Source organism: Streptomyces glaucescens (assembly GCF_002154375.1).
Lineage (GTDB): Bacteria > Actinomycetota > Actinomycetes > Streptomycetales > Streptomycetaceae > Streptomyces > Streptomyces glaucescens.
Genome location: NZ_MUND01000066.1, coordinates 1 through 13307, shown reverse-complemented (window position 1 = coordinate 13307; position 13307 = coordinate 1). Strand labels below are relative to the sequence as shown.

Below are 13307 nucleotides of genomic sequence, written 5' to 3'. Positions count from 1 at the left end.
GGAGAGCCCCCATCGACGTTGCCGATCTCGACAGGACGTATTTCTCGCGGCTGCCCAGTTCGGTGGCCTCACCCTTCTACGTTGCGGATCGCGGCCTTGAACACGGTGATGAGGTCGGCAGAGATCTCGTATCCCTCAACCTTTCCAAAGCCGGGCCCGACTCCCGTTACCGGCTGCTTCATAGCCTCGGGCCAGCGCTTGAGCATCTTGCCGCGTTGGAGGATTCGGCTGAGCGGCGCGCTGTGGCCGCGCAGGCTGTCGTCGGGTTTGTCGCGGAGGGCGTCGGCTGGAACCATGCCGCCCCGTTGCACGGCTTCCTTGACGATGCGTCGAGCCCGGGCGGGCAGCATCCGGTAGTACTGGGTGGCGCGTTCCTCGGTCCAGGCCGTGTCGGTTTCGACGTCTGGGGCGTGGTCGGCCAGGAGAGCGAGGAGCTTGCCCTGAAACTCGGGCGTGGGGTCATCGACCGTAACGGTGATGCGCATGGTGCCTCCTACTTGGCGTGCCAGGTGCTGTCGGTGCGGACCCAGCGCAGCCACTCGTCCCAGCGGCCATCGTCCCACTTCTGCACGATGATGCGGTCAGCGGTGGTGGTCTGCTTCTCCGACTCCGCGGCGTCCCGGGCAGCAGCCTCTGAGTGTTGAGGCCTGCAGATCGGGCCGTCGGGCGACGAGACGACGAGACGCCAGGGCTTCGACAGACGGCGTGCGGTCATGATCCTCCCCTTACGACGAACGTGAACTAACGTGAGTTAATGAAGACCGTAGCGCAGCCGCGGTCGCCTGCTCACTCGTTTACTGGCCCTGGCTGCACGTAGGTTGAGGCATGGGCGCACAGGGGAGCACCAGCCCCTGCGCTCCTATAAGCTCACCTCTCCCAAAGCATCGGGGTGAGCTCGTGTGTCAAGTCCCGATGACGAGGTCACAGCAGGCCTGCTTGTAGTGGCCACATTCCGCAACGCAGCGTCAAGGCCGGCTCTACGACGTCGTCCGCAGCTATGCCCAGCAGCGCAATTTCACCGGGGCGGCAGGGAAGCATGCCGAGCCGTCCTGCAGCCAGTTGTTGAATGGCACGGGGTCCTCCGTGTGCCGCGCGAGCAACAACTGCCCGGCCAGAACCACGTGAGAGTCCCGGTCCGCCTTGCCAAGTCCATAGACGCTCTGAGTTGCGGCGCGGCACCGGCGTGTACCCAAGGCGGGAGAAGCGGGGAAGACGCCCACGTCCGGCATCTTGGCGAGCTGACCGGCGGCGGTTCTCCACTCGCCCTCAGACCCGTTCCGGTCCACGGAACGTGAATAGACAATGACGAGACACGGACGGAACAGAAGGAGACGGGGTGTCCTTCGAGCAGGAATGGGCGCAGCTGAAAGCCGATGCGCTGGCACGGCAGGCCGAGGGCGGCATGCGGCTCAACCAACTGCCGGCGGACTCCGGCGGAGGCGCGCCGGTCGCCACGGGCGTGGATCTGGTGGCGAAGGCGGACTCCATCAACGGGAATGCCAACCTGCTCGTGGAGATCGCCGGGCTTCTCCACGAAGGGCGCCCGGACGCCGAGCTGACTACCATGGCGCGGCAACCCAGGACGCACGGTGACGTGGCACGTCAAGTCGAGCGCTTCGCCGAGTTCGCTGAGGACCAGTTCATGGACACCATGGCCCTGTTCGCGGCACTGTCGACCCGTCTGCGGACGGTCGGCGGGGACTTCGCGGCGATCGAGGACGAAACCGCCCGACGGTTCCTGGCGGCCGTGCTCGACGGCCGATACGTATCGCCGGGGACCCGATGAGCGACGGACTGAGCTACCGCAAGGACGTCGAGTTCCTGGAGAACTGCAATCCGCCGCTGGTGGAGCGCAACGCGGATGAACTTCGTCGTATCCAGGCTCTTCTGACGGCTGTCGCTCCTGCGGCGGAGCGGGCGGAGAAGCACACCGAGTGGCGCAGCGAGGGCAGCGCGAACTACACGGCCAGGCTCACCGAGGGCCGCCGTCTGGTCGACGAGCTCGCCGAGGCCTACGGGCACGCCGCGGGCGCGCTGCGTCGCTACGCGGAGGCACTGACGCTGGCGAAGGCGTACTACTCCAATGGCCTGGTCAACGAGCAAGCCCTTGCGGACCTGATCCACACCAAAGGCACCGCGATCACCCGCACGGCTCAGGAGGCCGAGCCAATGCGGCAATGGGAGGACATGCGCGATACCACCGGTGTCCTGGACTTCTTCGCGGAGCTGACCATGGACGTCGACGACATCCGGGACGAGGCCGACCGGCTGCACGACGCGGCGGGCGGCGACTTCAACCTCGCGCGGACCACCGAGCAGGAGGCCCGCGGCCTCTGCGTCCACGAGCTCAAGCAGGCGTACGACCTGGTGCCGGACTTTCAGGTATTCCTCACCGAACGGGTGGACGTCGCCGCTGCCATGCCCGACCTCCGGCGCGAGGCGACCGAGGCCGGCAGTAACCCGGCGACCCGACTACTGGGCAGCGGTCCCAAGCAGGACTACTACCCGGCGGCCGGGCAGGAGCTGGTCTCCCCGACGCTCCAAAACATCCGGATGCAGCTCGCCTCACTGCCAGGCGCGACGGACAGCTACTGGATTCCGCCTTCCGGTGACCAGGAGAAAACCGAGTGGATCCGGGCCAACAAGGACATCATCAAGGCCGCTGCGCACAACTCCGGGCTGCCGCCGTCGATGGTGGCGGGCATCGCCTGGAAGGAGATCGCAGGCCAGCCCGGCCCGCTCGACGACATCACCGACACCATCCGGGAACAGGCGCACTCCCCTTTGAGCCCCATCGGGCCGGAGAACCTGCCGTCACGGCTGGGTGGCCACCCTGACGAGACGTCCTTCGGACCGATCGCCATCCAGGTACGGCGTGGTGCCGAGGTGCTCGGCTACGACCCGGACAACCTCACCGACCAGCAGCGAGCCATGGTGGAGAAGGCGCTCCAGGACCCGGGACAGAACATCTTCATCGCCACCGAGTACCTCGCCCAGCTCAAGGCCGAGAGCGACTTCGCCGACGTACCCCCGGAGGAAATGACTGTGGAGCAGCAACAGGAGCTGGCCGCACGGTACAACGGGGGACCGTACTGGGAGAACGACCAGGCACAACGTTATGGTCGCGACTTCGCCCATCACCTCGACCAGGCAAGGAACGCGATCCGCTGATGCAGTCCTCGAAACCCTCGCACACCGGCGACAAGCAGAAGAGCAGCCAATCCCGTCACCCGGTGGACGACCGCCCGCACCACCCCGACGACGACCGCCGCCTGCTCCGCGTGATCCTCGCCGTTCCGGTGGTGCTGCTGACCCTGGCGTCGGCGTTCTTCCTCTGGCTGGCGATCATCACCCGTCCGGACGGCGACTGGGACCAGGCCGCGTACGGCGGGATCGAACTGGCCTGTGGTTTGGCCGTCGTTTCGGCAGGCGCGGTGGGAGCGCTGTGGCTGGCGCCCTCCGTGCGGCGGGTGATGCGGTGGCCGTGGACGGTACCGGCTGTGATGCTGGGCGTGGCGGCGGTAGTGCGGTGGGTGTCCAGTGGGTCATGAGCGATCGGCCGGTGCAGGCGCTGTGGTCACGAAACCGGCGCGCTCCCTCTCGGCTTGCTGCCGGGCGGTGTGCCAGTGGTGCAGGCTAAAAAGGGCTCCGACACCTCAGCCCCCGCCTCTGAATGGCCACCCGGTAAGTCAACCGGAACCTAGCGAAGGACTACTAGGGCCGGTCCGGTGGGTCAGGAACAGAGGATCCACCCTGTGGCTGCCATGGGGCGCTTTAATGCCAAGGTGGTGAACTGGACGCAGATGCACGACTGCTACGGGGATGTCGATCGCGTTCCCGTGCTTCTAGAACGGGTGGAGGTGGAGGACAGCGCCGACGCATGGGAGGAGATGGGGTACCGGCTGGTCCTCGAACACGACCTCGTCTTCCCCGCCAGCTTTGCCGCCCTGCCGCGCCTGGTGCGTCTCGCCTCGAAGAGCGCACGGGCGCGTGGACTGGCCGGAGCGATCCTGCGACGCGCGGCAGGACACCACGGCTGCGACGATCTGCTGGCGGACTGCGCTGACGCGATCGCGGAGTTTTGCAAGCTGCTGGACCGGCACCTGCAAGCGCGGCCGGCCGACTACCTCGCGACCTTCCTCGATTCGCTCGCGGCCAAGGAGGAGTACCACTGGGCAGCCGTCCTGGGGGACTTCACGGACGACTTCTACCACCTGGCCTGCCCCCACTGCGCCGCGGAAGTGACGATCGCTATCGGGGACCACGGACGCTACTCAGCGATCCGGGACTGGCACCTGGGCGACGTGGACCGTCGCGACCTACGGCCGGCGTCTCCCGAGGCACTCTCCGGCACCGGCCGGTGGATGCACGAGACGGCCGTCCGCGACGGGCACGAAGCCCTCGCCGACGGAATCGCCCACCTCTTCGGCCAGGCCGAATGCCCACGCTGCGCCAGCGTGTTCAACATCGCGGACGAGTACACATCCGCCAACCGCCCCGTCCTGCGGCAGGCACGGTGAACCGAAACCAGGCGAGCAGGACTCAGGAGCGGAGCCACAGCCGGAACGCGGTGACGGTCACCGTGCCGTGGAAGACATATGCCTGAAAGATCGATTGAACACCCGTGACGGGTGCTTCCATCGACGGGGTGCTCAGTTTGTCGAAGCGGGCGGCCACGGCGCGGAAGCCAGCAATCGCTGGCCTGTTCTTCCACCAGCAGACCGTGGATCTGCATCCGGCACGGCAGACGTGGCAGTAGTGGAATCCGTAACGTTAACTTCGCCGGAGTCCCCGACCCCTACACACCGCCTCCTCCGGGTATGGCGACTACTCGTCGGGGCTGCCTAGCTGAGGATGCCGGTGATCTCCTGGCCGGTCAGTGCTTGCGCGATCTGCCACCGCATGCCGCCTCGCGATCCCTTGATGATCACCACGTCTCCGGGCTGCAGCATCTTGCTAAGCAGTTCCGTGGCGGTCGAATTGTCGGCGACGATGGCGGCGTCCACTCCAGCGTCGGCGGCGCCAAGGGCAAGCTGCTTGGCCATGTTCTGCCCGACCGCGATGACGAAATCGACGCCGAGTTTGCCCGCTTCCTGACCAACATCCCAATGAGCCTTCGGCGCTTCGTCCCCCAGCTCCAGCATCTCGCCGAGCACGGCGATCCGCCGGGTTCCCGGCTCCTTCTCGGGCAGCTGTTCGTCGGTCTGCTCAGGCACCGAGGATCACGCCCCGTCCCGCATAGAACCGGTCGAGTCGCGGCCAGGGGACCGACGCGAACTCTTGTGAGGCGCCGGGCAATCCGGACGGGTTGTGCAGCATCACGCTCTCCTCGTTGGCGCCGACGGCGAGCACCAGGTGCCCGCCCCTGCTCGGCGGATCGACATCAGGGGTACGGACCGTCTTGTGTACGGACAGCAGCACCAGGCGCCCGCTGGCGATGATCTCGGGGATGCGGGTGGCGGGCAGCTCGGGGACCGACTGGGCTTCGAGTCCCCAGCGGGCCGACACGTGCTCGGCGAACGGCTGGTAGATCAGGCCCTTCACCGTGTCCCCGTCACGGAGGTAGGCGCCGGCCTCGCACAGCTCCCGCACGAGCGGTACGGAGGAGGGCACCGGGTGCCGCCAGAAGTCCAGCGCCATCCGCAGGCAGGCGACGCCGCACATGCGCGGGGCCCAGAACGCGTACTCCTGCGGGCTGTCGGCGCCGGACTTCTGCCACAGCGGGTCATCGGCCGCGTCGAGCCGGCCGGTGATGAAGTCGGGGACCAGGTCCCGCGATTCCCACTGCGAGTAGTAGGGGACACGGTGTCGGGTGGTTGGGACGCTCATGCGCCCCAGTCTTGCCTACGGCAGGTAGGCGGGTTTGGTGAACGCGGTCTTGACGATGTGTTGCATCAGGACGGGGTACGGGATTCCGCCCGCCTTCGCCATGGTGGCCAGGTTCCCGCGCTGCGACAGACCGGGCAGGGTGTTGCATTCGAGTACTGTGACGCGGCCGTTGGCTCCCGCCATGAAGTCGACCCGGAGCACGCCGTGCGCGCCGATCATCCGGAACACCCGCCGGGCGATGTACTGCATCGACTCGGTGGCCGTGGCAGGCAGGATGGAGGGGCAGTGCTCGATGCGCAGGTCGGGATTGTGCTTGGCCTCGTAGTCGTAGAACGCGTTTTTCGACTCGACGTCGTGGACGGGGAGGGTCACCAGGCGGCCGTTGGCCTCGATCAGGCCGACGGTGCACGGGATTCCGGGGATGTACTCCTCGACCATGTACTCGGAGTAGGGGTCGTGGATCGTGGCCTCGATCATCCGCCGGAGAGTGGCCTCGTCGTGAGCGATGCCCGCGGCGAGGCTGCCGCCGCCGGAGCTGGGCTTCACGAACACCGGGTAGCCCAGGGTGTTGCGGACGACGGACAGCGTCGATTCCGTCGAGATGTTCGGGTCGATGACGGTCCAGTGCGGGGTGTCGATGTGCGCGAAGGTGAGGAGGTTTTTGAAGGTGGGCTTGTGCATGCCCAGGGCGGACGCCAGCACGCCGGACCCGGTGTAGGGCATGCCAGCGACTTCCAGCGCTCCCTGCACCTTGCCGTCCTCTCCGTGCAGCCCGTGCAGGCCGAGGAGGGCCACGTCGATCCGGTCCGCCAATGCGGACGGCGGCGTCTCCGCGATGTCGATCAGCTCGGTGGTGAGCCCTGCGTCGGCCAGCGCCTTGGCTGCATGCTCACCGGAGGCGATTGAACCGGGTCTTTCGGGGGAGTCGCCTCCACAGAGGACGCCGATCCGTAAGGTGGCGATGTCCGGCACCGTCGTTGGTGTCACGCGATTCTCCTTCGAACGCGAGATGCATCGGTGGTGTTCTCGGCGCGGCGGCTGCTTCTTGGCAGGGGCGGGCCGCCGCGTCGGGTCTTTTGCCGCACGCGAAGCTGCGTGGGGCGTACGCAGGCCTTGGTCTCCTGCGTCATCCTGTGCTGGATGGGCCGCAGCCCTGGCGGTACGCCCAGGGGAGTGGCGTACCCAGGGGAGCCAGAGCCGCGGCCCGGTAGCCGTCCAGGACCAGAGGCGTGGCGTCGCGTGAGCGCTGGACGGCTGCTTGGTGAACCCAACATGGGGAGGACGTCGGTGGACGCCCCCTCCAGCTGGGGATGGTGCTCTGCCCGAGAGCTGGGGGCCATGTCGGCAACCAAGCCCGCCGGGAAGAAGTCAGGTCAAGATGACGGGGTCGGCTTCCCGGTACACGAGCACGTCGACCCATTGCACGGCGTCAGGGATGGGGCGCTCCTGCAACTGGGTCCGGTAGCCGACCCTCCTCAGGTCGGAGGCGAGTCGGCGGAACACGTCGTAGATCTGCGGGCTCACGGCGCCCGGCGTCGGCTGCCAGCGCAGACGGGCGCAGACAGATGCCTCCGGTGGCCACAGGGCACCCTCGATGTCCCACACCACCAGGCGCCGGCCGTACCGAGCGGCCTCGAACTGCTGCAGCATCTTCCTGAGCTGGCCCGCAGGGGTGAGGTTCCGCCAGTCGAATGTGCGCGGGCGCGGCGGCACGTGCGTCCAGGCGCCAGCTGGACGGTCGGGCGGTGTCCTGCCCGGCTCCATGCGGTAGACGAGCAGGGTGGCCCGCAAGTCCTGCGCCGGGTCCACCGGCCGGCCCGCTCGTTCGACGACGTAGCCCAGCGAGCGCAGACCGGCGGTCACCGTCGTCAGACGCGCATCCCAGTCCGACCCGACGACGCGGTCCGGATGCCACTCGACCAGTACGCACAGGTGCGCGCCCCGGGGCCAGGCGCATTCTGGCGCGTACACCGATCGGCACCAGCCGTCGCCGGGCGCGATGTCCCGGTCGTGGAGGTCAGAACCGTCCTTCCGACCCGTCACGACCAGGTTCTCGCCGACCTTGAGCTGGTCCAGGTCGTAGTTGACCACCAGGGGACCGGTCCGCTCCGGTGCGTTCCGGTCGTAGACGGGCCGCTGCCGCCAGGCACTGCGCACGCTGGGCTGTCCTCTTCAGGAGTGGGTAGACGCTTGCGGAGGGCGTTCATCCGCCGAGGGTCGCGGACCACTGGCCGCGGGAGAGGGTCATCGTCCCCTCCGGCGCGATGCTGACGTGCGCCCCGTAGACGGGGAGTTCGCCGTGCTCGATCCACCGCCAGCGGATCTCTTCGAGCAGGTCGTACAGGCGGCGCGGGCCGCCTTGGTGCACGGTCGTCGTGCGCTCGCCCCGCGCGGTGCGGGCGCGGGCCCAGGACCCGTCCGGGTGGGCCATCCACGTGAACCGGCTGCCGTCGTCGGCGGTGTCGGTGTGGTGCTCGATGCCGGGCGCGGTCAGGGTCAGCATCGACCACACCTCCCACGCCTGCGCCACGTCGAGCACTGGGAGCGGTGACACGGTGACCTCGCCGTCGGCGGTGGTGGCGGTGTCGAAGACGCCGTCCAGCGTGGAGGCCGGGTAGTCGTCGCCGGAGCGGGTGGCCATGAACGAGGCTCGGTCCCATGCGACGTGGCCAGCGGCGCCGCCGTCGTCGGTCTTGTCGGCGACGATGATCAGGCCCGTGTTGCTGATCGTCGTGACCAGGCGCCCGCCCGGCCGCAGCGCGGTGAGCCACCCGGCCGGGATACAGGGGACGGATACGGTGGCCACAATCCGGTCGTACTGGCCGGCGAGCGGCTCGGTGAGGTCCGCGACGGCCAGGTGCGGGTGCAGCCCCATGGAGCTGAGCCGTTCGGCCGCCGCCTCCACCAGGTAAGGGTCGACGTCGACGCTGGTGACGTGGTCCGCGCCGATCCGCCGGCACAGCAGGGCGGTGCCGTACCCGGTGCCGGTCGTCACCAGCGTGCGGCAGCCGTCGCCGAGCGACGCGTACCGGTACATGGTCACCACCAGGCTTGGCATAGTGGACGACGATGTCGTCCTGCCTCGGGCGACGGCCCCCGGCTCGGCGTGATCGGCGTGGAGCGGGCCGATCCGCGTCACGAGGGTCTGGTCGCTGTAGGCGGCGCGCATCCACGCGCCGGGGTCGCTGGAGCCGTCGCGGATCTGCCGACCGCCCTCGCCCCTGACCCACCAGCGCGGCACGAGCAGGTGGCGCGGGGTGGTGGCGATCGGCTCGTACCAGCGCGATTCCGGCCGGACCACTGCGCCGGCCAGCCTGCGCGCGTGGCTCTCCCACGGTTCATCCATCGGGTGTTGCCTCCTTGTCTTCGTACTGGGCGCTCATCCCGCTGCGGGGTCGCACGTGCCGCCGCTGGACGGTCCGCAGGAGTCGTCGTTCGGTGAGCAGTCCGGCGGGCACGGGCCCGCGCTGCGGGGGATGCTCGCGGCGAGCTGCTCCCAGCGGGGACTGCGCAGTACCGCGGCCAGGGAACCACTCTTGACGCTGCCGCCGGTCAGGAACCGGCCGATCTCACACACGGCGACCCGCCCGTCCGGGAGGATCGCGGCCTTCTCGTCCGCGCACCGTCCGCACAGTTCAGTCGTCGACGGGAGCGTGGACGACACCGCGGCGTTGCCGATGGCCCGCACCGGGCTGACCGTGACGTCGCGGATGCCGAGCTGCAGCAGCTCGTCGCGGGCCTGCTGCGCGCGCTGCCCGTTGCCCCGGTCGATGACGGCGACTTGTACCGGGATGTTGCGGCGGACGGCCTCGATCAAGTTCGCACGGGTCGAGTCGTGGGAGCCGTGCCGGCCGGTGATGCGGTCGTGCTCGTCGGGATCGTCGCTGTAGTACGAGGTTGCCACGCTCACGTCGGGGCGGGCGTACAGCGTCCAGTGCTCGGCCCGCACGCGGAAGAGGTTGCTGTAGACCCGCACCCGCAGCCCGGCGCCCAGGGCGTGGTGCACCAGGTCGGTGAAGCCCGGGTGGAGGGTGGGCTCGCCACCGATGAACTGCACCGTGTCCGTGCCGAGGGCGGCAGCCTCATCGATGACGCGGCGCCAGTCGCCCTCGCTCATGCTGCCGTGGCCCTGTGTCGGGCCGGCCTGCGCATAGCAGTGCGACGGGCAGATGAGCTGGCATCGAGAGGTGAGTTCCAGCGAGAGGAACCCCAGGCGCGGGGCTTGCTGGGAAGGGGCCGGGAGAACGGTGATCATGTGGGTCTCCTGGGTTCGAGGGGGATGGGCGGGCCCGCGGACGCGGTAGGGGAGCCGCGGCTCGCGGGCCCGCCCGGCGCGCCGGCCAGCCTCGGGGGAAGGGCCGACCGGCGCGTCCGGCCCGGCGCGGGGCGGTGACGCCGCCGTGGGGGACACGATGAACGCTCGTCCCCCCGCCGGAATTTGGGCCTGCTCGACGGCCAGGCCGTCATCCGGGCCGCCGAGCAGGAGATTGTGGGTGACAGACGTCGTCTTTAGGTTGTCGATGATGGGTCGTCGGTCAGCGGAACGTCGGGCGCCGCGGCGGTCGACTCGTCAGAAGGACCGACCTGGTCGTAGACGGTCACGCCGAGGAGCGTGGCGGCGGCGATGTGCCCGGCGGCCCACACGGCAGCCAGTGCGCTACCTAACGGATCTCGGTGCATCACTGGCCGACCTGTCTCATCTCAGAGGTTCGCGCGCGCAGCGTCCGGTACAGAAGTTCCGGCTCGATTTGCCCGTCGCCCCCGTTCGGGGGCATCAGCCAGTGCGGACCAGGCGGCGCCACCCGGTCCACGCGCGACACCCCCAGGTGGTAGATGTACGGCGCGGTTCCGCCCAGGCACTCGACCTCCTGCGGGGCCAGGTCGGCGGGCCAGCGCCGGTCAGTGCCCGGTGGCACGAGGAAGTACAAGGCCGGACGGTACGGGTCGCAGAAGGCAAGGCCGGACAGCCGCAGGTCATGCAGAAGGCGGCGCAGCACATCCGAGGTGGTCTCGTGGTCGAGGCCCGGGCCGAGGGCCTTGTACGGCGCGCGCACGGCGTCCCACGTGACCCCGGCAGTCAGAAGTGCTACGCCCTGCTGCGTCCACTCCCGGTCGGCCACCTCGGGGTCCGTGGCGGCCTCGGCCAGCCATCTCTGCGCCGCATGCAGGCGGGCCCACTCCTGCTGGGTGCGCTCGTACGCGGGGACCGGCGGCATTGGCGTTCCGGCAGTCACCGCGCGGCCTCTCCAGCCGCCGCTGGCGCCGTCTCGGACACGAACGTGCGCTGCTCACGCAGCCACTCGTCCAGGCCGTCCACGGAGGCGAGCGTCTGGCGGGACGTGGTCACGATCCCCATGGCCCGCCGGTTGCCGACGAGTCGCCTGACCGTCTGCCATCCCTGGCCGGCCGGGGACGTCGTCTCGGGTGGCCCGTACTCGATCACCTCTGCCACGATCACCCAGTCACGCGCCTCGGCGTGGCGGCGCAGCCGGGCGACTACGTCCTGCTGGTTCTGGCCGAGGTTGATGCGGTCGTACAGCACGACGGTCGCTCTGCCGCAGAAACTCTCGGTCGACCTCTGCGCTGCATGGAGGCAGGCCCGCTCGTTTCGGTTTCGCTCGTGCGCAGGGACCGGCGGCGTCGGCATTCCTGAGGTCATTATGGCACCGCTCTTTCCGAGATCGTTCTCTTTGCTTGTAAGAGGTAATCGCGCGGTTACGGTCTGCGGGTACCGTTGGGGATAGGTGGGACCGTGAACACCGTGAACGCCATGGAGCTGTCGGGAGTTGAGTACATGGCCTCGAGGAAACGCACGCCCAACCCTGCGCTGGATAGGCTGCTTGAGCAGGCACGATGGACGCGCACGCAGTTAGCGCAGCAAGTCAACCGGCTCGGTCGACAGGCCGGCCTCGATCTCACGTACGACCGCACGGCCGTCGCGCACTGGATTGCCGGTACGCCGCCCAAACCACAGGTCAGGCCCCTGATCCTGGAGGCGCTGTCTGCTCGCTTAGGGCGACCGGTGACTCATGCGGAAGCCGGGCTAGAGCCCGCCGTGTCCGTCAAGGGCTCCCAGCCAGTCGACACTGTCGAGGAATTGATCGACCTCGGAAGGGCGGACATGGACCCATCCCGTCGCGGAATACTGGCCGCAAGTCTTTTCTCGGCAGCGCTCCCGGTGCCCCTGTTCCAGCAGAAGGCGCGGGCGGCCAGCGACCCGGTCACGCCAGGCAAGGCCACGACCCGGATCGGCACTTCTCAAGTCGCCTCGGTGCGCTCCATGACCACGAGGATCGCGGACATCCTCGACGAGTTCGGCGCCGGTCACGCTCGCCCCATGGCAGCCGCATTCCTCGTGAACACTGTCGGCCCGTGGCTGAGGGCGCAGGCGTCCGAGCAGGTGAAGCGGGACATGCTCGCGGCCGCGTCGGACCTGACGTATCTCACGGGCTGGATGGCCATGTACGAGAAAGCGCATGGTCTGGGACAGACGTACTACGTCAAGGCGCTGGACCTCGCCAACGAGGCGGGTGACCACGTCACCTACTGCCGCACGTTGCGCGGCATGTCGCTTCAGGCATCGAACCTTGGACACGGGCGGATGTCGCTGGAGTTGGCAGACTCGGCGGCCGAGGCGGCACCGTCAGCCGGTCCCCGCCTGGTGGCATTCCTGCGCGGTCAGCAGGCGCACGCGGCGTCCATGGTCGGAGACCGGCGCCAGGCCCACGCGCGCCTGCATGAAGCCGAGACGGCGCTGTTGAAAGCGGACAACCGACGCGACGCGATCGGCGGCTACGACCAGACCGCCTACCTCTTCCACGTCTCGCACGTGCTGATGGAGGAGGGCGATCTCGAAGGCAGCATCAAGGCGATGAAGCAGTCCATCCGCGTGCAGCCTCCCCAGGAGCGGCAGGGCCGCGTGCACGCGTACGCGGTGCTCGCCCAGCGGCAACTGCGCGGCGGCTACCTGGACGCTGCTTGCCAGTCGTGGGGCCGGTTCCTCGATGAATACGAGCACGTCTCGTCAGTCCGCGGAGATGATCATTTTGTCACGATGCGCAAGGCTCTCGCCCCGTACGCCAAGGCCCGCGCGGTGAAGGAACTGGCCGGCCGAGTTCGAGAGGTCGCCGCAGCGAAGGCCTGAATGCAGGCGCCTCCGGAGGAGCTGTCGGCAAACCCCGGAGGCACCACCCAAGATACGGCCATCTCGGGATGTACGGGTTCCAACATGGGAATGGCCCCGCTGCCGATGACCGTACCGATGCACCTCGAGCGGGCCCGCGGGTCCCGAAGCGGGCCGCGGGCTGGAGACGTGAGGTGTCAGGGGAGCTGCAGGGCCCGCAGGCGCTCGGCGATGGTGAACGAGTCGAGCCGCAGAGCGGTGATGTCGGCAATCAGTTCACGCCACGTCTCGAACTTCGTGGTCACGCGCTCCCCGTGCATTCCCAGGTAGGCCACGGCTAGGTTCTGTCTCTTTG

16 protein-coding genes are annotated in these 13307 nt (G+C 68.6%); 5 read left to right on the top strand and 11 right to left on the bottom strand.

Annotation, left to right across the window (positions count from 1 at the left end):
* Window positions 1–68 precede the first annotated feature (68 nt).
* Window positions 69–485 carry a hypothetical protein gene (locus tag CCN42_RS05300; RefSeq protein ID WP_086733300.1) on the bottom strand — a complete coding sequence of 139 codons (417 nt, stop codon included), beginning with the start codon at window positions 483–485 and terminating at the stop codon, window positions 69–71.
* Between the two features lie 8 nt (window positions 486–493).
* Window positions 494–715: a hypothetical protein gene (locus CCN42_RS05295; protein WP_086733299.1), complete on the bottom strand. Its 222-nt coding sequence runs from the start codon at window positions 713–715 to the stop codon at window positions 494–496.
* A gap of 621 nt (window positions 716–1336) precedes the next feature.
* On the opposite strand from CCN42_RS05295, the gene CCN42_RS05290 reads away from it, so the two are divergent.
* From CCN42_RS05290 to CCN42_RS05275, 4 genes are all read left to right on the top strand, one after another.
* Window positions 1337–1786 (top strand): hypothetical protein, encoded by a 450-nt coding sequence (locus tag CCN42_RS05290; RefSeq protein WP_245877160.1) that lies wholly within the window; start codon window positions 1337–1339, stop codon window positions 1784–1786.
* Window positions 1783–3171, top strand: a complete 1389-nt coding sequence (locus tag CCN42_RS05285) for a hypothetical protein (RefSeq protein WP_086733298.1) — start codon at window positions 1783–1785, stop codon at window positions 3169–3171. Before CCN42_RS05290 ends, CCN42_RS05285 begins: the two co-directional genes overlap by 4 nt.
* A 62-nt stretch (window positions 3172–3233) precedes the next feature.
* Window positions 3234–3551, top strand: coding sequence for a hypothetical protein (locus CCN42_RS05280; RefSeq protein ID WP_422641237.1), 318 nt, complete (start codon window positions 3234–3236; stop codon window positions 3549–3551).
* 204 nt (window positions 3552–3755) lie between these two features.
* A complete protein-coding gene (locus tag CCN42_RS05275) occupies window positions 3756–4520 on the top strand; it encodes a hypothetical protein (protein WP_143661852.1) in 765 nt (254 codons plus the stop codon).
* A 22-nt stretch (window positions 4521–4542) separates the two neighbouring features.
* Here CCN42_RS05275 and CCN42_RS45595 read toward each other — a convergent pair whose 3' ends face one another.
* The 9 genes from CCN42_RS45595 to CCN42_RS05235 form a co-directional block, all read right to left on the bottom strand.
* On the bottom strand, window positions 4543–4677 hold the full coding sequence (locus tag CCN42_RS45595) for a hypothetical protein (protein ID WP_281259471.1): 135 nt from the start codon (window positions 4675–4677) through the stop codon (window positions 4543–4545).
* 167 nt (window positions 4678–4844) lie between these two features.
* The gene (locus tag CCN42_RS05270) at window positions 4845–5216 is read right to left on the bottom strand and encodes a glutamate ligase domain-containing protein (protein WP_339384456.1); all 372 of its coding nucleotides are present in this window, start codon (window positions 5214–5216) and stop codon (window positions 4845–4847) included.
* Entirely contained in the window at window positions 5209–5829 is a 621-nt protein-coding gene (locus tag CCN42_RS05265) for a C39 family peptidase (RefSeq protein ID WP_086733295.1), read from the bottom strand. The genes CCN42_RS05270 and CCN42_RS05265 overlap by 8 nt, the downstream gene beginning before the upstream one ends.
* A gap of 15 nt (window positions 5830–5844) precedes the next feature.
* Complete coding sequence (locus CCN42_RS05260; RefSeq protein ID WP_245877159.1) at window positions 5845–6816, bottom strand: D-alanine--D-alanine ligase family protein; 972 nt, start codon at window positions 6814–6816, stop codon at window positions 5845–5847.
* Between the two features lie 381 nt (window positions 6817–7197).
* Window positions 7198–7986, bottom strand: coding sequence for a hypothetical protein (locus CCN42_RS05255; RefSeq protein ID WP_086733293.1), 789 nt, complete (start codon window positions 7984–7986; stop codon window positions 7198–7200).
* A gap of 46 nt (window positions 7987–8032) precedes the next feature.
* Window positions 8033–9175 (bottom strand): methyltransferase domain-containing protein, encoded by a 1143-nt coding sequence (locus tag CCN42_RS05250; RefSeq protein WP_086733292.1) that lies wholly within the window; start codon window positions 9173–9175, stop codon window positions 8033–8035.
* A 33-nt stretch (window positions 9176–9208) separates the two neighbouring features.
* The gene (locus CCN42_RS05245; protein ID WP_086733291.1) at window positions 9209–10084 is read right to left on the bottom strand and encodes a radical SAM protein; all 876 of its coding nucleotides are present in this window, start codon (window positions 10082–10084) and stop codon (window positions 9209–9211) included.
* A gap of 424 nt (window positions 10085–10508) precedes the next feature.
* On the bottom strand, window positions 10509–11063 hold the full coding sequence (locus tag CCN42_RS05240) for a hypothetical protein (RefSeq protein ID WP_143661851.1): 555 nt from the start codon (window positions 11061–11063) through the stop codon (window positions 10509–10511).
* Window positions 11060–11371, bottom strand: a complete 312-nt coding sequence (locus tag CCN42_RS05235; protein WP_086733289.1) for a hypothetical protein — start codon at window positions 11369–11371, stop codon at window positions 11060–11062. Before CCN42_RS05235 ends, CCN42_RS05240 begins: the two co-directional genes overlap by 4 nt.
* 252 nt (window positions 11372–11623) lie before the next feature.
* Between CCN42_RS05235 and CCN42_RS05230 the strand changes: the two genes are divergently transcribed.
* Window positions 11624–12973, top strand: coding sequence for an NsdA family TPR-like regulatory protein (locus CCN42_RS05230; protein WP_086733310.1), 1350 nt, complete (start codon window positions 11624–11626; stop codon window positions 12971–12973).
* The last annotated feature ends 334 nt before the right edge of the window (window positions 12974–13307 follow it).